This window comes from Pseudomonas sp. CFBP 8770, assembly GCF_014841705.1.
Lineage (GTDB): Bacteria > Pseudomonadota > Gammaproteobacteria > Pseudomonadales > Pseudomonadaceae > Aquipseudomonas.
Genome location: NZ_JACYUL010000009.1, coordinates 37,642 through 60,187 on the forward strand (window position 1 = coordinate 37,642; position 22,546 = coordinate 60,187).

At 61.7% G+C, this 22,546-nt stretch carries 23 protein-coding genes and 1 tRNA gene; 15 read left to right on the forward strand and 9 right to left on the reverse strand.

Annotation, left to right across the window (positions count from 1 at the left end; all coding sequences use genetic code 11):
* The first annotated feature begins 208 nt into the window (after window positions 1–208).
* The 8 genes from dapA (at window position 209) to IFT98_RS18930 (ending at window position 8,812) form a co-directional block, all read left to right on the forward strand.
* Complete coding sequence (gene dapA, locus IFT98_RS18895; RefSeq protein WP_122714077.1) at window positions 209–1,087, forward strand: 4-hydroxy-tetrahydrodipicolinate synthase; 879 nt, start codon at window positions 209–211, stop codon at window positions 1,085–1,087.
* Between the two features lie 17 nt (window positions 1,088–1,104).
* A complete protein-coding gene (gene bamC / locus IFT98_RS18900) occupies window positions 1,105–2,223 on the forward strand; it encodes an outer membrane protein assembly factor BamC (protein ID WP_192051081.1) in 1,119 nt (372 codons plus the stop codon).
* Between the two features lie 3 nt (window positions 2,224–2,226).
* Entirely contained in the window at window positions 2,227–2,985 is a 759-nt protein-coding gene (locus IFT98_RS18905) for an MBL fold metallo-hydrolase (protein ID WP_192051082.1), read from the forward strand.
* 48 nt (window positions 2,986–3,033) lie between these two features.
* Window positions 3,034–3,747 carry a phosphoribosylaminoimidazolesuccinocarboxamide synthase gene (purC, locus tag IFT98_RS18910; protein ID WP_056843894.1) on the forward strand — a complete coding sequence of 238 codons (714 nt, stop codon included), beginning with the start codon at window positions 3,034–3,036 and terminating at the stop codon, window positions 3,745–3,747.
* 93 nt (window positions 3,748–3,840) lie between these two features.
* Window positions 3,841–3,930 (forward strand) — tRNA-Ser (locus IFT98_RS18915).
* 1,172 nt (window positions 3,931–5,102) lie between these two features.
* Window positions 5,103–6,269 (forward strand): SMP-30/gluconolactonase/LRE family protein, encoded by a 1,167-nt coding sequence (locus tag IFT98_RS18920; RefSeq protein ID WP_192051083.1) that lies wholly within the window; start codon window positions 5,103–5,105, stop codon window positions 6,267–6,269.
* A 202-nt stretch (window positions 6,270–6,471) separates the two neighbouring features.
* On the forward strand, window positions 6,472–8,043 hold the full coding sequence (locus IFT98_RS18925; RefSeq protein WP_192051084.1) for a gamma-glutamyltransferase family protein: 1,572 nt from the start codon (window positions 6,472–6,474) through the stop codon (window positions 8,041–8,043).
* 76 nt (window positions 8,044–8,119) lie between these two features.
* Window positions 8,120–8,812: a GntR family transcriptional regulator gene (locus IFT98_RS18930; RefSeq protein WP_122476658.1), complete on the forward strand. Its 693-nt coding sequence runs from the start codon at window positions 8,120–8,122 to the stop codon at window positions 8,810–8,812.
* A 22-nt stretch (window positions 8,813–8,834) separates the two neighbouring features.
* On the opposite strand, the gene IFT98_RS18935 is transcribed toward IFT98_RS18930, so the two are convergent.
* Genes IFT98_RS18935 through IFT98_RS18950 form a run of 4 tightly spaced genes read right to left on the reverse strand, consistent with a single transcriptional unit; the run spans window position 8,835 to window position 14,610 of the window.
* Window positions 8,835–10,058, reverse strand: coding sequence for an amidohydrolase family protein (locus IFT98_RS18935; RefSeq protein ID WP_192051085.1), 1,224 nt, complete (start codon window positions 10,056–10,058; stop codon window positions 8,835–8,837).
* The gene (locus IFT98_RS18940) at window positions 10,055–12,547 is read right to left on the reverse strand and encodes a branched-chain amino acid ABC transporter ATP-binding protein/permease (RefSeq protein WP_192051086.1); all 2,493 of its coding nucleotides are present in this window, start codon (window positions 12,545–12,547) and stop codon (window positions 10,055–10,057) included. Before IFT98_RS18940 ends, IFT98_RS18935 begins: the two co-directional genes overlap by 4 nt.
* On the reverse strand, window positions 12,544–13,413 hold the full coding sequence (locus IFT98_RS18945; protein ID WP_192051087.1) for a branched-chain amino acid ABC transporter permease: 870 nt from the start codon (window positions 13,411–13,413) through the stop codon (window positions 12,544–12,546). The genes IFT98_RS18940 and IFT98_RS18945 overlap by 4 nt, the downstream gene beginning before the upstream one ends.
* Before the next feature lie 3 nt (window positions 13,414–13,416).
* Entirely contained in the window at window positions 13,417–14,610 is a 1,194-nt protein-coding gene (locus IFT98_RS18950; RefSeq protein WP_192051088.1) for an ABC transporter substrate-binding protein, read from the reverse strand.
* Between the two features lie 185 nt (window positions 14,611–14,795).
* Between IFT98_RS18950 and IFT98_RS18955 the strand changes: the two genes are divergently transcribed.
* From IFT98_RS18955 to IFT98_RS18965, 3 genes are all read left to right on the forward strand, one after another.
* Window positions 14,796–15,194, forward strand: coding sequence for a nuclear transport factor 2 family protein (locus IFT98_RS18955; protein WP_122714066.1), 399 nt, complete (start codon window positions 14,796–14,798; stop codon window positions 15,192–15,194).
* Window positions 15,195–15,415: 221 nt separating this feature from the next.
* A complete protein-coding gene (locus IFT98_RS18960; RefSeq protein WP_192051089.1) occupies window positions 15,416–16,234 on the forward strand; it encodes a hypothetical protein in 819 nt (272 codons plus the stop codon).
* Between the two features lie 55 nt (window positions 16,235–16,289).
* On the forward strand, window positions 16,290–16,898 hold the full coding sequence (locus tag IFT98_RS18965; protein ID WP_244651023.1) for a hypothetical protein: 609 nt from the start codon (window positions 16,290–16,292) through the stop codon (window positions 16,896–16,898).
* Window positions 16,899–16,956: 58 nt separating this feature from the next.
* Here the strand turns inward: IFT98_RS18965 and IFT98_RS18970 are convergent, their stop codons facing one another.
* On the reverse strand, window positions 16,957–17,181 hold the full coding sequence (locus tag IFT98_RS18970; protein WP_192051090.1) for a hypothetical protein: 225 nt from the start codon (window positions 17,179–17,181) through the stop codon (window positions 16,957–16,959).
* A 205-nt stretch (window positions 17,182–17,386) separates the two neighbouring features.
* On the opposite strand from IFT98_RS18970, the gene rnd reads away from it, so the two are divergent.
* The 3 genes from rnd to IFT98_RS18985 all read left to right on the forward strand — a co-directional run bounded on the left by rnd (window position 17,387) and on the right by IFT98_RS18985 (window position 19,825).
* Window positions 17,387–18,520, forward strand: coding sequence for a ribonuclease D (gene rnd / locus IFT98_RS18975; RefSeq protein ID WP_122795135.1), 1,134 nt, complete (start codon window positions 17,387–17,389; stop codon window positions 18,518–18,520).
* Window positions 18,517–18,810, forward strand: a complete 294-nt coding sequence (locus IFT98_RS18980; protein WP_192051091.1) for a YcgL domain-containing protein — start codon at window positions 18,517–18,519, stop codon at window positions 18,808–18,810. Before rnd ends, IFT98_RS18980 begins: the two co-directional genes overlap by 4 nt.
* 79 nt (window positions 18,811–18,889) lie before the next feature.
* Window positions 18,890–19,825 carry a D-2-hydroxyacid dehydrogenase gene (locus IFT98_RS18985; protein WP_192051092.1) on the forward strand — a complete coding sequence of 312 codons (936 nt, stop codon included), beginning with the start codon at window positions 18,890–18,892 and terminating at the stop codon, window positions 19,823–19,825.
* A gap of 54 nt (window positions 19,826–19,879) precedes the next feature.
* Here IFT98_RS18985 and IFT98_RS18990 read toward each other — a convergent pair whose 3' ends face one another.
* Window positions 19,880–20,473: a nitroreductase family protein gene (locus tag IFT98_RS18990; protein ID WP_122795133.1), complete on the reverse strand. Its 594-nt coding sequence runs from the start codon at window positions 20,471–20,473 to the stop codon at window positions 19,880–19,882.
* Between the two features lie 187 nt (window positions 20,474–20,660).
* On the opposite strand from IFT98_RS18990, the gene IFT98_RS18995 reads away from it, so the two are divergent.
* Entirely contained in the window at window positions 20,661–21,110 is a 450-nt protein-coding gene (locus IFT98_RS18995) for a YcgN family cysteine cluster protein (protein WP_122476635.1), read from the forward strand.
* Window positions 21,111–21,194: 84 nt separating this feature from the next.
* Here the strand turns inward: IFT98_RS18995 and IFT98_RS19000 are convergent, their stop codons facing one another.
* The 3 genes from IFT98_RS19000 to IFT98_RS19010 all read right to left on the reverse strand — a co-directional run bounded on the left by IFT98_RS19000 (window position 21,195) and on the right by IFT98_RS19010 (window position 22,470).
* Window positions 21,195–21,560: a YgaP family membrane protein gene (locus IFT98_RS19000; RefSeq protein ID WP_122795132.1), complete on the reverse strand. Its 366-nt coding sequence runs from the start codon at window positions 21,558–21,560 to the stop codon at window positions 21,195–21,197.
* Between the two features lie 65 nt (window positions 21,561–21,625).
* A complete protein-coding gene (locus IFT98_RS19005; protein WP_049862310.1) occupies window positions 21,626–22,096 on the reverse strand; it encodes an RNA methyltransferase in 471 nt (156 codons plus the stop codon).
* Between the two features lie 8 nt (window positions 22,097–22,104).
* Entirely contained in the window at window positions 22,105–22,470 is a 366-nt protein-coding gene (locus tag IFT98_RS19010; RefSeq protein WP_043185061.1) for a YajD family HNH nuclease, read from the reverse strand.
* Window positions 22,471–22,546 lie beyond the last annotated feature (76 nt).

Sequence of the window (22,546 nt, forward strand, 5' to 3'; positions counted from 1 at the left end):
AAGCCAGGTGGCAAGGCTCAGGGACGGGGTTCGAAGCGCCGTTACGGCAGGCGATGACCAGGCAAGAAAGGCAACCCCTGCCGATCAAAGTCTGAAAGGGTATAGAAAACCGGCGCCAAGGGGAATGCTCGCGGCGTGGTACTTCGCTTGTGCAAGGTGGATAGCGCCAGTACCATTACCGCTCTCTTTTTCCGGCAGGAGCGGTTGCATGATTGCGGGCAGTATGGTGGCACTGGTCACACCCATGGACGCCCAAGGGCGTCTGGACTGGGACAGCCTGAGCAAACTGGTGGACTTCCATCTGAAGGAGGGCACCCATGCCATCGTCGCGGTCGGCACCACCGGCGAATCGGCGACGCTCGACTACGAAGAACACATCAAGGTCATCGAGCACGTGGTCAAGCAGGTGAACGGGCGCATCCCGGTCATCGCCGGCACCGGCGCCAATTCCACCCGCGAGGCCGTCGAGCTGACCCGCAATGCCAAGAAGGCCGGCGCCGATGCCTGCCTGCTGGTCACGCCGTACTACAACAAGCCGACCCAGGAAGGCCTGTACCAGCACTTCAAGCACATCGCCGAAGCCGTCGACATTCCGCAGATCCTCTACAACGTCCCTGGCCGCACCGCCTGCGACATGCTGGCCGACACCGTCGTGCGCCTTTCCAGCGTGCCGAACATCATCGGCATCAAGGAAGCCACCGGCGACCTGGCCCGTGCCAAGGACATCATCAGCCGTGTCGACAGCGACTTCCTCGTGCTGTCCGGCGATGATCCCACTGCCGTCGAGCTCATCCTGCTGGGTGGCAAGGGCAATATTTCGGTCACCGCCAACGTCGCCCCGCGCGCCATGGCCGACCTGTGCAATGCGGCGTTGAAGGGCGAGGCCGAACTGGCCCGCGCCATCAACGACAAGCTGATGCCGCTGCACAAGAACCTGTTCCTGGAAGCCAACCCGATTCCGGTCAAATGGGCGTTGCATGAAATGGGCTTGATGCCCGAAGGCATTCGCCTGCCGCTCACCTGGTTGAGCGCCACCTGTCATGAACCGCTGCGGCAGGCCCTGCGCCAGTCCGGCGTCCTGGTTTAATTGAGGAAGTAAGACGCATGAAGCGATTGGCTGGCCTTTCTGCCCTTGCCTTGGTCATTTCGAGCACCAGCGGTTGCGGGTGGCTCTGGGGCGAAAACGGTTACTTCCGCGATCGTGGCAATGATTACCTCGAGGCGACCCAAACCGCCCCGATGCAACTGCCGCCCGGCGTGCAAACCGACAAGCGTCTGGATCCGCTGCTGCCGATCCCGCGCAACGTCGCCGACGATAACGCCAAGGCTTCCGAATTCGAAGTGCCGCGCCCACTGCCTTTGCAGGTGGCTGCGCAGGCCAGTGATTTCTCGCTGCAGCGCAGCGGCGAAAACCGCTGGATCATGGCCCAGCGTGCGCCTGCCGAAGTCTGGCCGATCGCTCACCAGTTCTTCGAGGACAACGGTTTCCGCATCGCCGAAGACCGTCCGCAAACCGGTGAATTCACCACCACCTGGCAGCGCTTCGACGAGCTCTCCGCCGCTATGGCACAGCGCCTGAGCGGTGCCACCACCTCCAGTGGAAGCGAAACCCGTGTGCGCGTGCGCATCGAACCAGGCGTGCAGCGCAACAGCAGCGAAATCTACGTGGTCAGCGTCGAGCGCCCGGCCGGCAGCAGCACCGAGCCCGATTTCCCGGCGCGCTCGGTGAACACCGGCCTGGACTCGATCCTGGTCGACCAGATGCTCGCCAGCATGACCCGCGACTCGGAACGCGGCGGCTCGGTGTCTCTCGTCGCCGCGCGTGATTTCGACGCGCCCAGCCGTGTGGCCATGAGCGAAGACGGCAGCGGCAACCCGGTGCTCAACGTCGGCGCCGACCTGGACCGTGCCTGGTCCAGCGTGGGCCGTGCCCTGGAGCAGGGCCAGTGGCGCATCGAAGACATCAACCGCAGCCTGGGCCTGTACTACATCAACGTTGCCGAATCCGCCCAGCGCGCCGACGACAAGCCCGGCTTCTTCAGCCGCGTGTTCGGCAATGCGCCGAGCAAGGAAGAAATCGAAGCCCGCGCCGAGCGTTATCAGGTGCGCCTGAGCAAGGTGGGCGACAGCGTCCAGGTCACCGTCGAGAAGAACATCAACACCGTGGCCCCGGCAGATGTTGCCCGCCGCGTGTTGGGTGTGATTCAAGACAACCTGGGTTAAGCGATGCGTTTTGCCGTTCTCGGCAGCGGTAGCCAAGGGAATGGCACGCTGATCAGCAGCGAAGACACCCATGTGCTGGTCGATTGCGGTTTCTCCCTGCGCGAAACCGAACGTCGGGTGGCCCGCCTGGGCCTGAGCGCCGCGCAATTGAGCGCCGTGCTGGTGACCCACGAACATGCCGACCATGTGCATGGCGTGGAGCTGCTGGCGCGCCGCCATGGCGTGCCTGTCTACATGAGCCTCGGCACCGAGCGCGGCCTGCGCAAGCCGGTGCCGGTACGTACCCATGTGCGCTGTGGCGACGTGCTGGAAATCGGTGCGTTGCGTGTCGAAGTGGTTGCCGTGGCTCACGACGCCCTGGAGCCTACCCAGTACGTGTTCAGCGACGGCAAGCGGCGCTTCGGCCTGTTGACCGACCTGGGCTCCCACTGCGCCAGGGTGCGTGACCACTACCAGGGCCTGGATGCCCTGATGATCGAAAGCAACCACTGCCGCGACATGCTTGCCCGTGGGCACTACCCTTATTTCCTCAAGCAGCGCGTCGGCGGTGACTGGGGCCATTTGAACAATCACCAGGCTGCTGGCCTGGTGGCGCAGTTGGGCTGGCAGAACCTGCAACACCTGGTGCTGGCCCACCTGAGCAGCAAGAACAACCTGCCGCAGCTGGCCCGGCAATGCTTCGTCGACACCCTGGGGTGCGACGCGGACTGGCTGCAACTGGCCGACCAAGATTCAGGGCTCGACTGGCGCCACATCGCCTAGCGTCCCAAAGGGGCGCCTAGCCCATACTTTTAGCAAGCGGAGCCCATCATGGAAAAACGTGAAGAACTCTACCGCGGCAAAGCCAAGTCGGTGTACAAGACCGACGACGCCGACCGCTTGATCCTGCTGTTTCGCAACGACACCTCGGCGTTCGACGGCAAGCGCATCGAACAGCTCGACCGCAAGGGCATGGTGAACAACAAGTTCAACGCCTTCATCATGCAGAAGCTGGAAGCCGCCGGCATCCCGACCCAATTCGACAAGCTGCTGGCCGACAACGAAGTGCTGGTCAAGAAGCTCGACATGATTCCGGTCGAATGCGTGGTGCGCAACTACGCCGCCGGCAGCCTGGTCAAGCGCCTGGGCGTCGAAGAGGGTATGAAGCTGAACCCGTACACCTTCGAGCTGTTCCTCAAGGACGACGCCAAGGGTGACCCGTTCATCAACGAGTCCCACGTCGTCGCCTTTGGCTGGGGCACCGCCGAGCAACTGGCGAAGATGAAAGAGCTGTCGCTCAAGGTCAACGACGTGCTGACCAAGCTGTTCGACGACGCCGGCCTGCTGCTGGTGGACTTCAAGCTCGAGTTCGGCGTGTTCAGCGACGGCTCCATCGTCCTGGGCGACGAATTCAGCCCCGACGGCTGCCGCCTGTGGGACAAGGACACCCGCAAGAAAATGGACAAGGACCGCTTCCGCCAGGGTCTGGGCGACGTGATCGAAGCCTACGAAGAAGTGGCCAACCGCCTGGGCGTGCCGCTGTAACACCGCTGTAAACGCGCAAGCACCTGAATTCGCAAATTATTTTGCATCAGGGGCTTCGCGTTTGGCGCAGACGCTGGTATGATTCGCGCCGTTGGAGAGATGCCAGAGTGGCCGAATGGGACGGATTCGAAATCCGTTGTACCTTCACCGGTACCTAGGGTTCGAATCCCTATCTCTCCGCCATTATTTGAAAAGCCCCGAGTGCTTATAGCCTTGGGGCTTTTTTGTTTCGGGGATTTAAGTAGTTGGTGCCTGTGCGTCTGCAGCCGGCCATCCCTTGACGCTTGAGTCCGTGGTTGTCAGTGCAATGCTGCCCTCTGCGATTCCTGTTTGGCGCCTACAATAACGACACAGCAGCTTTCAAAAAATCAGACGTGTTTCATATCGGACCGAGTAAAGTTCCAGCGGCCAAACGAAAACCCAACGGCAGGGTCGCCCGCTATTCAAAGGAAGGAACAAATGTGCGCGTTCAGAATGATCGTAACAACTGCATGCTGTTTTTTTATGATGGGCTGCGAAAAACGGCAGATAGAACCATGCCCCAAGGCAGGGAGAGACTTTCTGGAGAGATCGGTGCGGGCCTACTTTGATAGGTTCAGGCCGAATCAAGGGGGCAATTCCGTCCAGATATTGCATGACGAAGAATATAACCCCTCGACCAAAGGCTGGATAGTTTCGGTAGACAGCCCTGGCAAAGAGTACTTCGCGCTTGTGTCGTGCGCGGGCAGTGTGGAGCTGTCGGTTAGGGAGCTAGGAGCGGTGGCTCCGAAAAAATCCCTATAGGGGTTTTTCCCAGGGTTTCCAGCAGGGAATGATTTAACCCGCCTGAAGCAGGCTTTATGGGATAAATAAAGAAGCTTTTAGTAAGCCTTGATCGCTATAGATTCGTGCTGGAGTACGATAGATATGCTAACCGGTTGGGTTGCAGCAGTATAGAAATTATAAGTGCGAACTGGTGGCGGCAGATGACTGGAAAAACAAGATTAATCGATTCGCGATTATCTAGTGAGATATGGTAATCAAGTTAACTCGGTAAAAGCACGGTCCGCACACAAAATGATCTAAGAGTCGCGTATCAAGCTTAGTTTCGGTGCCTACATAGCCCTGATAATCTCCGACGCCCACCACTTCTATCTGAACGCCCAGGCCGATAACGACCTTTCAGTCAAATCCCAACCATACGTCGTCACCCATCCAGTGGAACTTCCCCGCCTTAATTCCCTTCAATACCCATGAACCTGTCGCGCCGTCTGTCCCCTTCGGCACCCGTGCAGGTTTTTTTTCGGTAGATCCTGAAATCGGTTTCAGGATCTACCCTATACCAGTCCATCTCATCCCGCAGGAGCCTGGAACGGATGACCAAAAACCCATTGAAGCGAGCCTCGATCACCGTCCTGGCGGCCGCAACATTGGCGCTGGCATTGAACGCAGCCCATGCCGAGACCATCGATCGCAGCCTGGTTCCCGTTGGTTCGATCCAGGAGGTGGCTGCGTTCAGCGGCCCAGGCCCGTCAGGTATCGTGGTGACCCCGGAAGGGCGCACGTTTGTTGGCTTTCCGCGTCATGCCGAGGATCACGCGGGCATGACGCTGGGTGAGTTGGTCAACGGCAAGCTGGTTCCCTATCCCTCCGCCGCCGTCAGCCTGCCGTCTGAGCTATCCGACGCCAAGCGGCTTGTTTCCCTGCACGGCATGACCCTGGACAAGCGTGGGCGCCTCTGGTTGATCGACGATGGCAAGCGCGCCGGCAAGCAGGGAATTCCGGCGGGTGCAGCGAAGGTGGTGGGTATCGATTTGAGCAGCGACAGCATCGTGACCTCTATCGAGCTCAAGGATGCCTTGCGTCAGGACAGCCATATGAATGACCTGCGCATCGATTTGACCCACGGCAGCCAAGGCACCGCTTATGTCGCCGACTCATCCTTCGGCGACGACCCGGCTTTGGTAGTGGTGGATCTGGCCACCGGGAAGCAGCGTCGTGTGCTTGCCGGTCATCCTTCCATCGTGGCGCAGAAGGATTTCGTCACCCAGCTCGACGGTGTGCCCATGCGCTACGACGGCAAGAACAGCGCATTCCCTCACGATGGCGTCGATGGCCTGGCGCTGACGCCCGACAGCTCGCGTCTGTTCTACTCGCCGCTCACCAGTCGACACCTGTGGAGTCTGCCGACCGCGGCGCTTGCTGACTTCGGCCTCGATGATCGACAACTGGCTGCGCAGATCAAGGATGAGGGAGAGAAGGTGATGGTCGACGGGATGGACATGGATGCTCAGGGCCGCTTGTACATGACCGATGCCGAGCATCATCAGGTGTTGCGCCGCTGGCCAGATGGCCGCCTCGACGTGGTCGTGCGCGACCCGCGACTGGTGTGGCCGGACGGGGTATTCGTGACTGCCGATTCGGTGTACGTGACGCTGGGGCAGTGGAGCCGGATGGGCAAGGGATTCGACACCCGGCAGCCGCCGTATTTGTTGGTCAAGGCACCTATCGAGGCCACCTCGCAGTTCGACGCTGCACAATGACCGGAGCGGGGGCACAATCGTGCTCCCGCTGACCGCGCAATCTCTCCGGATAGGTCCGAGTACCCCGACGACTTAAATCGTGGAAACCCCGTTGCTATCCGTGCCCCCTGAGCCTCATCAGCCACCAGTAAAAACCGCGGCACACATATTGCTCTGCTAACAATAATTTCATAGATAGCTAGCAAAGCCGGGGCTCCATATCATGATCGCTACCTCCTCTCGTGCGGTGATCTGCACGCCTCACGCCCAAGCCAGTGCCGCTGGGATGCAGATCCTCGACGCCGGTGGCACTGCCATTGATGCCATGTTGGCAGCCAGCGCCATGCTCGCCGTGGTCTTCCCGCACATGACCGGCCTGGGCGGCGATGCCCTATGGATGATCCACGACACTCAGGTCCGCACCATCGTGGGGATCGGGCAGGCTGGGCAGCGTTTGCCTGAGGGTGGAATCATCGGTTTGAGGGGGCCGTCGTCGGTCGCCACCACGGCGGGTGCGCTGGCGAGTTGGCAGACGGCGGCAACCATCAGCCGGCATGAGTGGGGTTCCCATTTTGGGTGGGGCGACCTGTTGCAGGACGCCGCCAGCGTGGCGGAGGCGGGAACGCCTGTTTCACAGTCGCAGCTGTTTTGGCAGACATTGCGGCAGCCACTCATTGAGCAGTTGCCGGACCTGCATGGTGTTTGCAAAACCGATGGGCGTTGGCTACGCGCGGGCGATACGCTGCGCCAGCCGGCGCTGGCCAATACCTTGCGGCATCTGGCCAGGTACGGTGTCGAGAACTTCTATCAGGGCGAGTTGGCCCACGCCTTCGGGGCGGAGTTCGATCGCCTCGGTTGTGGCTTGACCCAGGCCGATTTGGCGGCCACGCGAGCGCCGCTGGTGGCCCCTGTTTCGGTACCTTATCGCCAGGGCCGACTCTATAACGTCGCACCGCCGTGCCAGGGTCTGTACACATTGCAAGCCATGGCCGCGCTGCAGCATAAGCCACTCGCGCGGCTCGGCAATGGCAGTGCGCTTTACTACCACTACCTGGTCGAAGCCATCAAGCAAGGCCTGCTGCGCCGTAACGCGCAGTTGTGCGATCCCCTGAGCACGCCATGGGATTTTGCCGCCAGTCTCGATGAACGACACATTCAAGGGTATGCCGATGCCATCGACGACCAGCGTGCAGCGCCGTGGAACGAGCCGGGACGTCCGGCCGATACGGTGTGGATGGCGGCGACCGATGCTCAGGGGCGGACGGCCTGCCTCATCCAGAGTTTGTTTCACGACTTCGGCTCCGGCTGTATTCTGGGTGACACCGGGGTGCTGTGGCAGAACCGTGCTGCGGGTTTCAACACCAACCCCGAACACGTCAATGGCTGGGCTCCTGGCAAGCGTCCCGCGCACACGCTCAACCCGTCCTGTTACCTGGCGGATGATGGCCAGCGCTGGTTCTTCGGCACGCAGGGTGGCGATGGGCAGCCGCAGACGCAGATGGTTCTGGCGACTCAGCTGATCGACTATCGGCAGCCTGTCGATCAGGCGCTGGCCACTCCACGCTTTCTGCTGGGTCGCAGTTTTTTCGACAGCACCGACAACCTCAAGCTCGAGGGCGACATGCCTGCCGCGACCATCGAAGGCCTGGCGGCGCTAGGCCATGAGGTGGAAATCATAGCTGCGCAGAGCCCGATGACGGGCCATGCCGGTATCATTGCCATCGATGCCGAGGGTCGGCGCAGCGCCATGCATGATCCGCGAGGTGAGGGTACGGCCCTCGGCCAGGTAGACTGAGGGCCGAACCGGGCATTTGCCGGATACGGGGCTTCTCGTGTATAGGCATGAGGCCTTCCAGACAACAGAGGAAACGATGGGGTTGAGTACCGTCACTGCCAAACAGCTCGAGGTGCAGCGCATCGTCGATGCGTTGTTCAAGGCCATTGCCCAACATCGCCTGCCGCCCGGCACTCGGTTGGTCGAAGCCCACATCGTCGAAACTTTGCAGGCCAACCGCAATCATGTGCAGGTCGCGCTACAGCGGCTGGCGATGCAGAAAGTCGTGACCATCGAAGCCAATCGCGGCGCCATGGTTGCCCAGCCTACGGCGAAGGAAGCGCGGGATATCTTCAGCGCCCGTCGTGCCATTGAGCGGGCCATTGTCGAGGCGATTACCCCGGCCGTGATGCGCAAGCAGCGGCAACGCATTGCCAGCCATATGAGTAACGAGCGCAAAGCCACCAGCGATACCGATCGCCGCGCCATTGTTCGCGAGCTGAGCGAATTTCACCTGCTGCTCGGCGAGATCAGCGGCAATACCGTGCTCAGCGATATCCTCGGCAACCTGATGGTGCGCAGCTCGTTGATCGTGGCGCTGTACCAGCGTAACGACGTGCCGTCGTGCGCGTCGGATGAGCATCAGGAAATCATTACCGCGCTGGAGCAGGGCGACAATGCACGGGCCGTGGCGGTCATGCTCGAACACCTGGACGAACTGGAAGGGCAGCTGGCGCTGGAAGAGCGGGCGCTGGAGGAGTTCAACCTCAAGCAAGCGCTGCGTGGCTGATGCGCAGCCTTTGCCTGTTCGATCACGGCCTCAGCAACTTCCCCGCCGGTCGACTGAAGGTTTGCCTGCCACCCTTGAAGCCCATCACCGGCGCGCTGATCTCGGCGATCACCGCAGCGGGTGAGGGCGCGTCGAAGACGATGAAGTCGGCGCGGCAGCCCGGTAGCAGGCCGTAATTTTTCAGCCTGAGCAGGCGTGCCGACTCGCTGGAGACCCAGGCCAGGCATTGCAGCAACTGCCCGACAGTACCCATCTGACAGACGTTGGCGAACAGATTGGCCTGACGCACCAGCGAGGCATCGCCATAGGGCGTAAACGGATTGCCGACATTGTTGGTAGACACCGAACACGTCACGCCGCAGGCGTGCAGATGGGCCAGCGGCGCCAGCCCCCGGGGTTTGTTGTGGAACACCTCGCGACCCATCAGGAACAGGTCGGTGCTGGGCAGGCAGGTCACCTGTACGCCGGCTTCGGCCAGCTCGAGGGCGATTACCGTCAGTGATTCCCTGGGCAGGGCGGACAGCTTGGTCACATGGCCGATGGTCACGCGTCCGCCCCAGCCGTGCAGCCGCGTACAGCGTGCGACTTCCATGACGGTCAGGCCTTCGGGGTTCAGATCGAAATCCAGATGCAGGTCAAGGTCGCAGTCGTAACGCGTAGCCAATTCGAACAAGCGCTGGATCTGTCCCAGCGGGTCGCTGTCCATGTACGGACACCCGCCCAGGACTGTTGCGCCACTTTCCAGTGCCTCGCACAACAGTGCTTCGGTCCCCGGATTGTTCAGCAGCCCTTCCTGCGGGAATACACACAGCTCCAGGCTGATCGCCCAGGCATAGTCAGCCTGCAAGCGGCGAATGGCATGGAAGCCGGTCAAGCCGATCTGAGGGTCCAGCTCGACATGGGTGCGCATGTGTGTCGTGCCTTGCACGATGGCTTTGTCCAGCACCTGCGCGCCGCGCCGATAGACATCGTCTTCGGTAAACCCCGCTTTCGCCGCTCGGGTCTGGGCCACTGCTTCGGCCAGCGTGCCTTCCTGCAGGTGGCAGCGTTCCATGATGCAGGCCTTGTCCAGATGAATGTGGGTTTCGATCAGGCCGGGCATGATGAGCTGCCCATGCAGATCAAGGGTGGCCCACTGGCGTATGTCGTCACTCCAGGCGTCGACGAAAAAACCGTTCTCTACCTGCAGCTGGGTCAGGTGGTGACCGTCGCCAAGCCGCGCATTGATGATCTGCAAAGCGTTCATGCGCTGACTCCTTCGCCCAGGTAGGCCGCGGCCAGGTCTTTGTCGTCGCGCAATTGCGTGGCGCTGCCGGATTTCACGATGGTTCCGGTTTCCAGCACATACGCGCGGTCAGCCACTTGCAGCGCGAGGTTGGCCATCTGGTCTACCAATAGAATGGTCACGCCCTCGTCGCGCAGTGCAGCCAGTGCGTCGTAAAGCTCGCCGATCATGGCAGGTGACAGGCCCAGCGACGGTTCATCGAGCAGAAGAATTTTCGGCTTCGCCATCAGGCCGCGACCCACCGCGACCATCTGTTGCTCGCCACCGGACAGCAGACCGGCCGGGTTGTCGATGCGATCGCGCAGACGAGGGAAGCGCTTGAGGATGGCCTCGATTTCAGCGTCGGTATCGAAGGGTTCGCGACGTGAGTAACCACCCAGCAACAAATTGTCGCGCACGCTCAGGTAAGGAAAGACCTGACGGCCTTCGGGTACCAACGCTAGGCCCTGCGCGGCAATCAGGCTGGCACTGGTCTGTTCGATATTTTCGTTGTCGAGCAGGATGCTGCCACTGCTGGCGCGATGCAGGCCGGCCAGGCATTGCAGGATGCTTGATTTACCTGCGCCGTTCGCGCCGAGGATGGCCACCAGTTCGCCGGGATTCACCAGCAGACTGACTTTGTTGACCACGGCGGACGCGCCGTAATCAATGACAAGATCCTTGACATACAAACGCGCGTCGCGGTTACCCGCCCAGGGTTGTGCGCGCGGGGAGGCTTGGTAGTCGGTGCCGCCCAGATACGCGGCGATCACCTGCGGGTTCTGGCGGATTTCGGAGGGTGGCCCCGACGCAATCGGCTTGCCCGCATCGAGCACCAGTAAATGCTCGGACACCGACATCACCAGTGTCATGTCGTGCTCGACCAGAATCACCGTGAGGCCAAAATCCGCCAGCTTGCGCAGCAGTATCGCCAGGTCGTCGGTGTCGCGACGGCTGAGGCCTGCCGCTGGCTCGTCCAGCAATAGCACGGTCGGTGCAGTCGCCAGCGCCCGGGCTATTTCCACCAGGCGGCGGTCTACGTGGGGCAGCTCCTCGGCGGCAATGTTGACTTCGCCGCGATAGCCCACCAACGCCAGCAGATCCAGCGCCAGGCTGCGTTGCGTTTCCAGCGCACGACTGAACGGCAGCCCCAGGCGCCCCTTCTGCATCGCCAAGAGCAGGTTGTCGAGTACGGACAGTTCACCGAACAACAAGGTGGTCTGGTACGTACGGGCGATACCGGCCCGGGCAGTCTTCCAGGCAGGCAGCCCGGCCAGCGGTTGCTGCAATTCGATCTGGCCGCTGTCAGGGGCGTAAAACCCGCTGATCATATTCAGAACGGTGGTTTTGCCTGCACCGTTGGGGCCGATGATACTGGTGATACTGCCAGCGGGAGCCTGCAGGCTGACGTGTTGCGCAGCCTGCACGCCGCCGAAGCGGATGCCGATGTCCGTCACCCGCAGGCCTGAGGACGGGCCGCGGCTGCGTAAATGAGCAGCGATGCGTGCGTGATCGATGCACGTCGGCGGCAGCAGGCGAGCGGGTTTGATCACGCGCCGGGCGAGGGCACCGAGCAAGCCGTTGGGCGCGATCCACAGCACGATCAGCAGCAGTATGGAGAAAATCAACAGCCGGTATTCAGCGAAATCCGACAGCAGTTCCGGCACCAGCACGATCAACACGGCACCGATCAACGGCCCGAACAGCATACCGCTGCCGCCCACGATCACGGCCAGAACGAACAGGATGGATTGCGAGAAGGGGAAGGATTCCGGGTTGATGAACATCAGCAAGGGCGCGAGCAACCCGCCTGCCAGCCCGGTCAAGGCCGCCGACAATGCGAATGCCAGGGTTTTACTTATCACCGGGTTGAAGCCCAGCGAGCGCGCGGCGATCTCCGAAGTTTTCACCGCCAGCATGGCCTTGCCCCAGCCGCTCTGGCTCAGGCGCCGATAGAACAACAGCGCGCCGATCATCAGCGCGGCGGCCAGCAGTGCGAGCAGGATCGCCGGATCGAGGCCGGCGAACTCCGGCAACGGGATACCCATCAGGCCATTCGAGCCCCCTGTTACGTCCCGCCATTCGATCAAGCCGTGATGCACCACGAACGAGAAGGCGATGGTGATCATCGCCAGATACGGGCCGCTGACCCGAAGCGCGGGGATCGCCAACAGCGCGCCGATCAGACCCGCCACGGCACCGGCCATCGGCAGGGCCAGCCACAGCGTCCATCCGGCCATGCTCAGCAGGGCCGATACATAAGCGCCAATCGCGTAGAACGCGATGTGCCCGAAGGAAATTTGCCCGCTCAGGCCAATCAGGATGTTCAGACCCACACCGACCACTGCCGCCAGCGCACAGAGGGTGAAAACCAACAGCGAGTAGCTGTCGAGGGTGAATGCCAGAACGCCACAGAGCACAGCGAGCAAGGCGATGAACGCCGGAGCGACCAGGGTTTTGAGGTTGTTCATACTTTCACCAATGCCCGGCTGCCAAACAGACCGTTGGGACGAATCGCCAGCGCCAGAATGACCAGCGCGAAGGTAAATATCTGGGTGAATGCAGAGCCGAAGTACAAGGTGATCAATGCTTCGGCCAGGCCGAACAGCAATCCGGCGGCAAATACACCGCCCGCGCTGCCGATGCCGCCGAGAATCGCTACTGCAAAGGCTTTCAGGCCGAACAACATGCCCATTTCCGCGTTGACGCTGAACAGCGGCGCAATCAGCAGGCCCGCCACCCCCGCGAAGACGGTCGACAACGCAAAGGCGATGGCCACCACTCGATTGACGTTGATACCCATCAACATCGCGGCGCGCGGATTCTGCACGCAGGCTTCGAGTACCTTGCCCAGCCGGGTGTAGCGCCGCACCAGATGCAGCGCCAAGGCGACGGCTGCGCCCGCCAGCGGAATCAGCAATTGCAGGGCACTGATGTGGCTGCCGAACAGCTCGACACTCAGGTTCACCAAGGCGCTTTCGAACTGCCGAGGCTCCTTGCCGAAGGTAAACAGCGCAAGGTTGTCCACCAGAATTCCGCCCGCCACCGTTGCCATCAGCCAGGCCTGCGAGCCACGGCTGTGGAAAGGTCGCACCAGGTAGCGCTCGATCACCAGGCCATACAGCGCAGAGAGGATCAGCGTCAGCGGCACGCCCAGCCACAGTGGCCAGCCCCAGTTGATGCAAAACGTGTAGCCGAGCACCGCACCGACCATCATGGCGCTGCCCTGGGCAAAGTTGACGGTGCGCGATACGACGTAGGTCAGGTGAAAACCCAACGCCAGCAACGCATACATGCTGCCCAGGCCGAGCCCGGTGATAATGGCGGCGGTGAACATCGCTTACTCCTGAGGCTTGAGCGGTACGATCTGGTCGTTGACGAAGTGGCTGAAGATATAGTCGTCAGGCCCCAGGGCATCATGCTTGGAGGCGCTGAACGGCTGCTTGTAATGCTTGATCAAGCCGTCATGGTCGGTGATTGCGTAGAAACCATCGCGCACGGCCGGGCCGTCCGTTTTGCCGGCCTTTTCGATGGCTTGCGCGGCGAGATGCAGCGCGTCGTACGCATTGGCAATGCCGACTGCCGGGGTCACGTCGGCCACGGTCTTGATCTGCGGGTAGGCTGTTTTCAATGCGGCCAGCAATGCATCGCCCTTGGCGCCGTTGTGTTCAGTGAACACGTAGGTCTGGATGAAATGCACCTTGGACGCATTCGGGCCTGCCAGTTCGCCGAAGCGACCACCGGCCGGTCCCCAGTGGGAAACCACCGGGACGTTCCAGCCCATGCGGTCCAGAGACTTCACGACCTGCGCCGATGGACCCACATTGCCGACCATCAGCAAAGTGTCCGCACCGGCGTTTTTCAAGCGCGTCAGTTGCGGAACCACATCCAGATCGCTGTCCTGGATGCGCTCGACACCGGCATTGGCCAGGCTGCGTTTTTCCAGGGCACGTTTGAAACCTGCCTCGTTGGATTCGCCCCATGGGTTATTGATAAGGATCATGCCCGGCTTTTTCATGCCGTTGGCGACGCCGTATTGCACCAGCGCCTCGTCCACCAGCTCGTCGACAGCAGAGACACGGAACACATAGTTATCTGCCGCGCCGTTCTCGGTGATCTTCGTACCTGCCGCCCAGATGCCCATGAACGGTACTTTCAGCTGATTGGCCAGCGGTACGATTGCCAGAGAAACCGGCGTGTCCAAGCCGCCGAACAGCACGGTGACCTTCTCGCGCTGGACCAGCTCGCGGGCGGCGAGCATACCTTTGGAGGGGTTGCTTTCGTCATCACGACGCACCAACTCCAACTGACGGCCAAGCACGCCGCCGCGGGCGTTGACCTCATTGATGGCCATGCTCAGGCCGCGCGTCAGGGCTTCGCCGGACTTGGCCGATTGACCCGAGAGGGCGGCTACCAGACCGACTTTGATCGGCGGTTCGGCCGCGTGCGCGCCCAAGACCATTGCCAGGTTGAGAGTGGCTGCCGCAGCCACGGGGAACAGCAGACGTTGCAGGTTTGGAAGCCAGGTGGCCATGGTTTACTCTCCTGATTGCTAGCATTTGCATATTTATTGCTAGCAAGTAGGGTGCCAGTCGTTACATCCTTGGAAACGGCTCACCTATCCATTCGAGCGCCTGTTTACGCGCCAAAATAAAGCGGCCCGCACCAGGCAGAGGCATGCCTGGTTAGCGGGCTTCCCTTGATTCAGGAGTCATGGCAATGATTGAGATGAACGAAGACGTACAGATTGTTAGCAGTTTCCTCGAGGCTTCGATGGCTCCGGATCCGGTCCGCGCTGCGACGTTCATGAGTGAGGATGTGCAGATCACCTTCACCGGCGGGCGGGTGATGCCCAATCCCCAGGCAATCACTGCGTTCAACGGTTCACGTTACGCCTGGGTCAAAAAAGCCTTGGGTAACTTCGATTGGATGGATCGCGGCGATCACACCGTGGTGTATTCGAACGGCACACTGTTCGGCGAATGGGCTGATGGCCGGAGTTTCTCGGGTAATCGTTATCTGGATCGGTTCGAGGTACGCAATGGCAAGATAGTGCGCATGGACGTCTGGAATGACAGTGCCGAATGGCTGCTGGCGCCAGAGATTGCCAAGGCCTGAAAAGCGGTCTGGCGAACCTTTTTTCCATGGGTCCGACCGCCCATACCTGCGTCCAGGGTGAGCCGGGTACCGGCTCGCTACTCAGGCCCTCCGGCATACATACGCCGCATTGAAGAAACCCTGTAGGACAAATCTGAAAATCCCCTCTTCGCCTATCGCCCCACCCCACCCGCTGCCAACCTCCGGCTTTCCTTCACCAAACGCTTGAGCCGGAGAGCTGCATGGACGTCGCCTTGTGCACCATCAACAACACCGTTTACGACATCGCCGGATTCGAGGCACTGAGCCCCAATTGCGTGGCTGTCATGCGGCGCAATCTGCTGTGTCCGCGTTGCCTGGGGCCGGGGTTCTATCGCAAGGCGGCTCGCAGTGGCCAGGCGTCGTGTTTCGGCGCGCGGCCGCATGCCGACTTCTGCGACATGGGCGGCCCGCAAAGCGAGTCGTATCGGGGCGATACGCTGGAGCAGGATGATGTGGTCAATCGTGGCGAGCGCATCGAGGTGGACTTTGCCTTCGGTGCGCCGCTGCGTCACTACGGGGTAGAGGAGGGTGCCGAGCCGGGCTACGGAGTGGGCCGGCACAGTGGCGGACATCCCGCCCAAGGGGCGCAGACGCGCCAGCGCCGGTTGAGCACGCTGTTGAAGAACCTGATTCTAAGCGAGGACTTCCGTCACTCCGAGCAGCTGATTTCGGTGGAAAGCGGGCTGTTCAAGGTGCGCGATTTCTTCGTGCCGTTCGCCCGTGCCGAGTTCGATGAGCTGGAGCGCATGCGCGGTTACTGGGGCTTGGTGTCCGATGCAGCGCAGTCGGGCGATCAGCCACCGAGCCTGTGGCTCAACACCGGTGGGCGGCAGGACCTGAGCGTGGTGGTCGACGGTTCGCTGGTCGATGATTTCACCCAGCGTTTCCCCATCCATGAACTGGAGGACCTGGCCGGTGCCTACGTACTGGTATTTGGCTGCATGCGTGTGTCGAAGAATGCCAAGAAGTACATCGCGGTGAATGATATCTCGCGTATAACGCTCAACAAGACGCTTTGACGTCGCGCCGGGCTTCACGCCTGGCGCCGCCTGTTCGATTTTGAAGGAGTGATGCATGTTGTTGGAATACGGTGCTATCACCGTGATGTTTCCAATTGCGCTGGTGATTGCCGGTTGGTTGTGGTTGGCCGGTTCACGCCCGGCTTGTACGGTGTGGTTGCTGACGGTGCTGTGCGCCTATGGCTTGGTGGGTGCCAGCAAGATCCTGTTCAAGGGCTGGGGCATCGGCCTGCCATCGTTGAATGTTGCGGTGTTCAGCGGTCATGCGATGAATGCCTGCCTGATGGTGCCGGTGCTGGCGAGCATTCTGGCGCGGCAGGTTCACCCGTACCTGCGCTGGCCAGCAGCCTTGGCGGGTATCGGCTTTGGGGTATGGTTCGCCGCGACGCTGGTGGGCAATGTGATCCACCCGATGGCGGAGGCCATCATGGGCGCACTGATTGGCGGTAGCGCCGCCTTTGCATTCTTGCTGGTGCTGGAGCGTTGGAACCTGCAACCCCTGGGGCCGGCCAAGCTGTTGCCCGGCCTGATGCTGATCATGCTCGCGGGGGCTGCGCCAAAATTCACTGCCGAGCACTGGCTCGATCACGTGGCCACGTCGCTGTCCGGAGCTACCAAGCCTTTCCGGCATGCAGACCTGAAGCGCGAATCGTCGACGTTGTGAACCGTGCAGGATCGGTGCGGCGGGAGGCGGCGCGCATGCGCCGCTGAGATGGGTAGGGTCAGCCCAGATGCTGGACAATCTTGTCCTTGATCAGCAGGCGTTTTTCCTTGAGCTTTCTGACCTCGTCGTCCGGCGCGGCGCGGTCTTCGGCCTTGACCACGTCGGCGTCGCTGACATGGTACTGGGTCAGTAGCTGGCTAAGCCGATCGTCGCTCTTGGCGCGGTTTTCGACTTCTTCCTTGCTCTGTTGCAAATCAGCGAACAGGTTGTGTTTTACCGGCATCTCGACACCTCTGGGTGGGGTGGACAGAATGATGGGCCATGGAAAATGACCCGATGCCTAGGTTCGACCCCCCGTTGGGGGCAGATCGTTCAATGCATGTGCCCGCAACAGGTGCTCGCCGGATTAACGACCGCAGGCACGCATGGATGTCCCCGTGGAAGCAGGGCCGATATATACTGCGCGCCATTATTCGTGGGAGAGCCTTGTGGCCATCGATATTCACTGGATTCGCGACGATGCCAGCCTGGCTGAGCATTGCGCCCACTGGCAGAGCTTGCCGTACGTTGCCCTCGACACCGAATTCATGCGGGTCGACACCTTCTACCCCATCGCAGGGCTGTTGCAGATCGGTGATGGCGCCAGCGCTTTCCTCATCGATCCTCTGTCGATCACCCAGTGGCAGCCACTGACCCAACTGCTGGAAAATCCGGCGGTGATCAAGGTACTGCACGCCTGCAGCGAAGACCTGGAAGTGCTGCTGCGCCTGACCGGCAGCCTGCCGGCGCCGCTGTTCGACACCCAGCTGGCCGCTGCCTACCTCAATCTTGGTTTCTCTATGGGCTATTCGCGCCTGGTCCAGGAAGTGCTGGGCATCGAGTTGCCCAAGGGTGAGACGCGTTCGGATTGGCTGCAGCGACCGCTGTCCGACACTCAGGTCAGCTACGCTGCCGAGGATGCCGTGCACCTGGCCGAAGTGTTCGAAAAGCTGCGCCCGCAGCTGTCCGACGACAAGTACGCCTGGGTGCTCGAAGACGGCGCCGAATTGGTGGCACAGCTGCGCCGCGAAGTGAACCCCGACGAGCTGTACCGTGACGCCAAGCTGGCATGGAAACTGTCACGCGCGCAGTTGGCGGTATTGCGCGAGCTATGTGCCTGGCGCGAACGGGAAGCCCGTGCGCGCGACCTGCCACGCAACCGCATCGTGCGCGAGCAGTCGCTGTGGCCGCTGGCCAAACTGCAACCGGACAACCTGCAGACGCTGGCCAAGATCGAAGACATGCATCCGCGCACCGTCCGCCAGGATGGCGAGCAGATCCTGGCGTTGATCAAGTCTGCGGCCAGTGTTGCGCCCGAGCAGTGGCCCGCGGTGCTGCCCGAGCCGTTGCCGATCGAAGCGTCGGCCGTGCTCAAGCAATTGCGTGCGATTGGCCAGCGTGAGGCCGAGCGTCTGAACATGGCGCCCGAGCTGATGCTGCGCAAGAAGACCCTCGAGGCATTGCTCAAGACGGGCTACCCCGACGGCCCCTATCAATTGCCCGATTCGCTGCGTGGATGGCGACGCGAGCGCATGGGGCAGGCCCTGCTCGACAGCCTGGCCACCGCTGGAGACCAGCCATGAAACGTATCTGTTCGATCTACCGCAGCCCGCGCAAGAACGAGATGTACCTCTATGTGCTCAAGAGCGATGCGCTGGAGCGCGTCCCCGAAGGGCTGTTGGGTGTGTTCGGCAAACCGGTGCACGCCTTCGATCTGGTGCTCAGCCCGCAACGTGCCCTGGCGCGCGAAGACATCAACCTGGTGCTCGAGCATTTGGAAACACAGGGTTACCACCTGCAGATGCCGCCTGCCGAAGACGAGTACATCGAGCATCTTCCCGAAGAGCTGCTGCGCCGCAACGACCCTATCTGACTCTCTTTATCTGACCAACCCTGCCTGCTGCCGCCCTGCCGATACGGGGTCGCGCAGCTGTCTTGACCAAGGCCTCGCAATGACCCGCGTTCTGATCGCCGAACACGATTATGCCGTTTACGCCAAGTTGCTCGGCGCAGCTGCTCCCCATTTGAATGTACAAACCAGCGGCGACCCCGCCGAGCTGGCGCGGCTGGCGGCGGACTGCCCGGTCTGGCTCGGCCAGCCGGACCTGTTCGTCAACCTGCTGCGCACCGGCGCGACGCCGCAATGGGCACAGTCGACGTGGGCGGGCATCACACCGCTCTTGGGCGACGGCCTGCCGCGTGCCTATCGTCTGACCCGCGCCGTGGGCATATTCGGCCAGGTCATGGCCGAGTACATGCTGACCTATATGCTGGGCCATGAGCGCGAAGTGCTGGCGCGGTTGGTCAGCCAGGTCGAGCGCAAGTGGGATCCGCGCCCCGGTTGCAGTCTGGCCGGGCGTCGCGTGCTGATTGTCGGCGTCGGCGAGATCGGCCAGGCCGTGGCGAGGTTCCTGCAACCCTTCGGCGTCACGCTGATAGGTGTGGCCAGCACTGCAAGGGAGTTGTCACCGTTCGTCGAGGTGGCGCCGCTCGATGAGCTCGGGCGTCTGGTGGAAGAGGCCGACTACGTCATCAATTTGCTGCCCGACACCGTGCAGACCCACGATCTGTTCGACGCCGCGCTGTTCAAGCGCTTCAAGCCGCAGGCGCTGTTTATCAATGCCGGGCGTGGCGTGGCGGTGGTGGATGCCGATCTGGTGGAGGCGCTCAAGGAAGGGCACCTGGCTGGGGCGGTGATCGACGTCTGTCGTCAGGAGCCGTTGCCGGTCAAACACCCGTTCTGGACGGCCTGGGGCTTGCTGCTCACCGGCCACAGCGCAGCGCCTACCTCGCCACCGGCCATGGTCGAGCTGTTCGTTGAAAACCTGCAGGCGTGGCAGGACGGCAAGGCGTTGCGCGGCGAAGTGGATTTCGCGCGCGGGTATTGAGTGGGTCAGGGGCGGCGGCGCAGAGTCTGCCGCCCCATCGGTCTACGGGTTGGCTTACAGCGTGAAATCGCCTTCGGCCACCAGCTGGCTCAACGGCAGGCGTGGGCTGGGCAGTTCGCGGCCTTGCAGGTACTCGGCCAGGGTAGCCTTGTCACCCAGCTTGCCGATGGCCACGGCGGCGTGCAGCGCGTATTCAGCGGGGACCTTCAGCTCTTCACGGGTTTTATCCTGGTCGAAGCCGGCCATGCCATGGGTGTGCCAGCCGCTGATGCTGGCTTGCAGCGCGAGGTGGGCCCAGGCCGAGCCGGTGTCGAAGGTGTGCCACAACGCCGGTGATTCTTCGGTGGCGCCGGGGGCGGTGAAGGTGGTCTTCGAGGCGATGATCACGATGGCCGACGCGTGCTGCGCCCAAGAGCGGTTGAATTCATTGAGCAGACCCAGGTAGCGCTCCCAGTTCGGCGTACCGCGGCGCGCGTAGAGAAAACGCCAGGGTTGCGAGTTGTACGCCGAGGCGGCCCAGCGGGCGGCTTCGAAGAAGCTGAGCAGGGTGTCCTGTTCGATCTCGACCGGCTCGAACGCGCGCGGCGACCAGCGATTGATGAATTGCTCGTGGATGGCATAGTCGGCGATGCGGGGATTGGCGCTCATGGCATTCCTGATTGAAGGGTGATGGAGGGCAGGGGGTAAAAACTACTGCGAATCGATCGCGCCTGACAAGTGAAGCTTACCGGCAGTCGCCAGGGCTTGGCCCGCGCTGCAGGGCGCACTAGACTGGCGGCCCTTTCAGGTACTGCCCACGCCTGAGCCGTCAATTTCGTACAGGACTCTCGGTCACATGGCTGCCATCGTCGAACCCTTCTGGATGCGCAAGACGCTCGAGCAACTCGATCCGCTCGAGTGGGAGTCCCTGTGCGACGGCTGTGGCCTGTGCTGCCTGCAGAAGCTCGAGGACGAAGACGACGAGAGCGTTTACTACACGCGTGTGGCCTGCAAGATGCTCGATCTCAAGACGTGTCAGTGCAGCGACTATCCGCGGCGCAAGTCTTTCGTGCCGGACTGTATCCAGCTGACGCCGGGCCAGGCCGACCAATTCAAGTGGTTACCACCGACCTGTGGATATCGACTTGTCAGCCAGGGGCAGGACCTGCCGCTTTGGCACCATCTGGTTTGCGGTGACCGCGAACAGGTGCATAAACAGCGTATTTCGCAGTCCGGGAAAATGGTCAGCGAGAAGGATGTCGACGAAGACGATTGGGAAGACTATCTGATCTTTCGGGCGGGCTGATTCTCGGCGCGGGCTCCTCGGCAGATAAAGCTGCGCCCCGCTGCAGCATGACGTGCAGAGGAGCGCGTTTGACGCTCGAAGTACTCAGACCTTTGGCGTTACAGCCGGGTCTTCGCCGGTCACGGTAGCGGTGTCGGTCGCCGAATCGGCATTTTTCTTCAGGTTCAGCAGATCTTCGCCAGCGCGTTCGATCTTGTTGCGGATCTCTTCCAGATCGCTGCGGCCTTTCTCGGCCAGTGACTTGGCCGCACAGTGCCCGCTCCAGCCGCGGGCCAGGGCCGCGCCACCAATGGCCACCTGGATCAGACCGAAGATCCCGCCGCGGCGCAGACCCTTGCCGATCGAGACGACCCCCACCAGCAGCGAGCCGGCGCGTTCCCAACCCTTGACGTTATGGTAGTCGGGCTGGGTAACGGATTTGATGACGTCCACGGTTTTGCTGTCGCTCATGGTGAATCTCCTGATAGGGCAGTGATAACAAGCTGACTGCCAAATCTTCACGCTGTTCCATCGGCTTATTTGAATTTGGGCCCGGAGCGCGTGTTGTTGCCCTTGGCAAGGCGGTCGTAAAGCACGACGTTGACCGTGGCGGCCAGATTCATGCAGCCGGTGGTGGGGATGTAGATGGTGTCTTCGCACCAGTCGCGCACACTTTGGTCGAGGCTGCCGTCCTCGGGGCCGAAGATGTAGATGGCGCGATCCGGGTGGGTGTATTCGGGCAGCGGGCGTGCGCCGTCGACCAGCTCGACGGCCACGGGGGTGCAGCCCAGCGGGATGATCTTCTGCAGGTCGTCGATGCCGATGAGCGGAATGTCGTAGTGAACCCGCTTGGTGTCGGTGACGAAGTCGCGCGCACGCTCGTAGCGCTTGCCGGTGTAAAACACCGAATTGACCCCGTAGCAACCGGCGGCGCGCATGACCGAGCCGACGTTTTCCGGGGATTTGGGGTTGAACAACCCGATGCAGCTGTACCGTTTGTTGGCCACGTGCTCGCTCAGTCTTTTTTCATCAATCCGGCCAGGGCCGCGAAGGGGTTGTGGGTCGCCTTGGCGATGGTCGGGCTGCTGGTCGAGCCTTCGGCGTAGTACTGCTGGTCGGTATAGCGCGAGTGCTCGTTGTCGTGGCAGTACAGGCACAGCAGTTCCCAGTTGGAGCCATCCTGGGGGTTGTTGTCGTGGTTGTGGTCGCGGTGGTGCACGGTCAGCTCGCTCAGACGCTTGCCGGCGAACTCGCGGGCGCAGCGGCCGCACACGTGGGGGTACATGCGCAGGGCCTTGTCGCGATAGCCGCTTTCGCGCTCGCGCTGGGCATCGGCGAGAATGCGATCGAGCTTGGCGGTATGGGGTGTGGACGAACTCATGGGGTTCACCTCGGATAATGACGGTCAGGCGCTATATTAACGTTTTCCCTCGCGTAGGAGCGGTCCGTGGCCGCGA

Excerpts from the sequence above, each read along its gene's own strand:
- dapA (WP_122714077.1), top strand. The coding sequence starts at position 209 with ATGATTGCGGGCAGTATGGTGGCACTGGTCACACCCATGGACGCCCAA.
- bamC (WP_192051081.1), top strand. The coding sequence starts at position 1,105 with ATGAAGCGATTGGCTGGCCTTTCTGCCCTTGCCTTGGTCATTTCGAGC.
- IFT98_RS18905 (WP_192051082.1), top strand. The coding sequence starts at position 2,227 with ATGCGTTTTGCCGTTCTCGGCAGCGGTAGCCAAGGGAATGGCACGCTG.
- purC (WP_056843894.1), top strand. The coding sequence starts at position 3,034 with ATGGAAAAACGTGAAGAACTCTACCGCGGCAAAGCCAAGTCGGTGTAC.
- IFT98_RS18920 (WP_192051083.1), top strand. The coding sequence starts at position 5,103 with ATGACCAAAAACCCATTGAAGCGAGCCTCGATCACCGTCCTGGCGGCC.
- IFT98_RS18925 (WP_192051084.1), top strand. The coding sequence starts at position 6,472 with ATGATCGCTACCTCCTCTCGTGCGGTGATCTGCACGCCTCACGCCCAA.
- IFT98_RS18930 (WP_122476658.1), top strand. The coding sequence starts at position 8,120 with ATGGGGTTGAGTACCGTCACTGCCAAACAGCTCGAGGTGCAGCGCATC.
- IFT98_RS18935 (WP_192051085.1), bottom strand. The coding sequence starts at position 10,058 with ATGAACGCTTTGCAGATCATCAATGCGCGGCTTGGCGACGGTCACCAC.
- IFT98_RS18940 (WP_192051086.1), bottom strand. The coding sequence starts at position 12,547 with ATGAACAACCTCAAAACCCTGGTCGCTCCGGCGTTCATCGCCTTGCTC.
- IFT98_RS18945 (WP_192051087.1), bottom strand. The coding sequence starts at position 13,413 with ATGTTCACCGCCGCCATTATCACCGGGCTCGGCCTGGGCAGCATGTAT.
- IFT98_RS18950 (WP_192051088.1), bottom strand. The coding sequence starts at position 14,610 with ATGGCCACCTGGCTTCCAAACCTGCAACGTCTGCTGTTCCCCGTGGCT.
- IFT98_RS18955 (WP_122714066.1), top strand. The coding sequence starts at position 14,796 with ATGATTGAGATGAACGAAGACGTACAGATTGTTAGCAGTTTCCTCGAG.
- IFT98_RS18960 (WP_192051089.1), top strand. The coding sequence starts at position 15,416 with ATGGACGTCGCCTTGTGCACCATCAACAACACCGTTTACGACATCGCC.
- IFT98_RS18965 (WP_244651023.1), top strand. The coding sequence starts at position 16,290 with ATGTTGTTGGAATACGGTGCTATCACCGTGATGTTTCCAATTGCGCTG.
- IFT98_RS18970 (WP_192051090.1), bottom strand. The coding sequence starts at position 17,181 with ATGCCGGTAAAACACAACCTGTTCGCTGATTTGCAACAGAGCAAGGAA.
- IFT98_RS18980 (WP_192051091.1), top strand. The coding sequence starts at position 18,517 with ATGAAACGTATCTGTTCGATCTACCGCAGCCCGCGCAAGAACGAGATG.
- IFT98_RS18985 (WP_192051092.1), top strand. The coding sequence starts at position 18,890 with ATGACCCGCGTTCTGATCGCCGAACACGATTATGCCGTTTACGCCAAG.
- IFT98_RS18990 (WP_122795133.1), bottom strand. The coding sequence starts at position 20,473 with ATGAGCGCCAATCCCCGCATCGCCGACTATGCCATCCACGAGCAATTC.
- IFT98_RS18995 (WP_122476635.1), top strand. The coding sequence starts at position 20,661 with ATGGCTGCCATCGTCGAACCCTTCTGGATGCGCAAGACGCTCGAGCAA.
- IFT98_RS19000 (WP_122795132.1), bottom strand. The coding sequence starts at position 21,560 with ATGAGCGACAGCAAAACCGTGGACGTCATCAAATCCGTTACCCAGCCC.
- IFT98_RS19010 (WP_043185061.1), bottom strand. The coding sequence starts at position 22,470 with ATGAGTTCGTCCACACCCCATACCGCCAAGCTCGATCGCATTCTCGCC.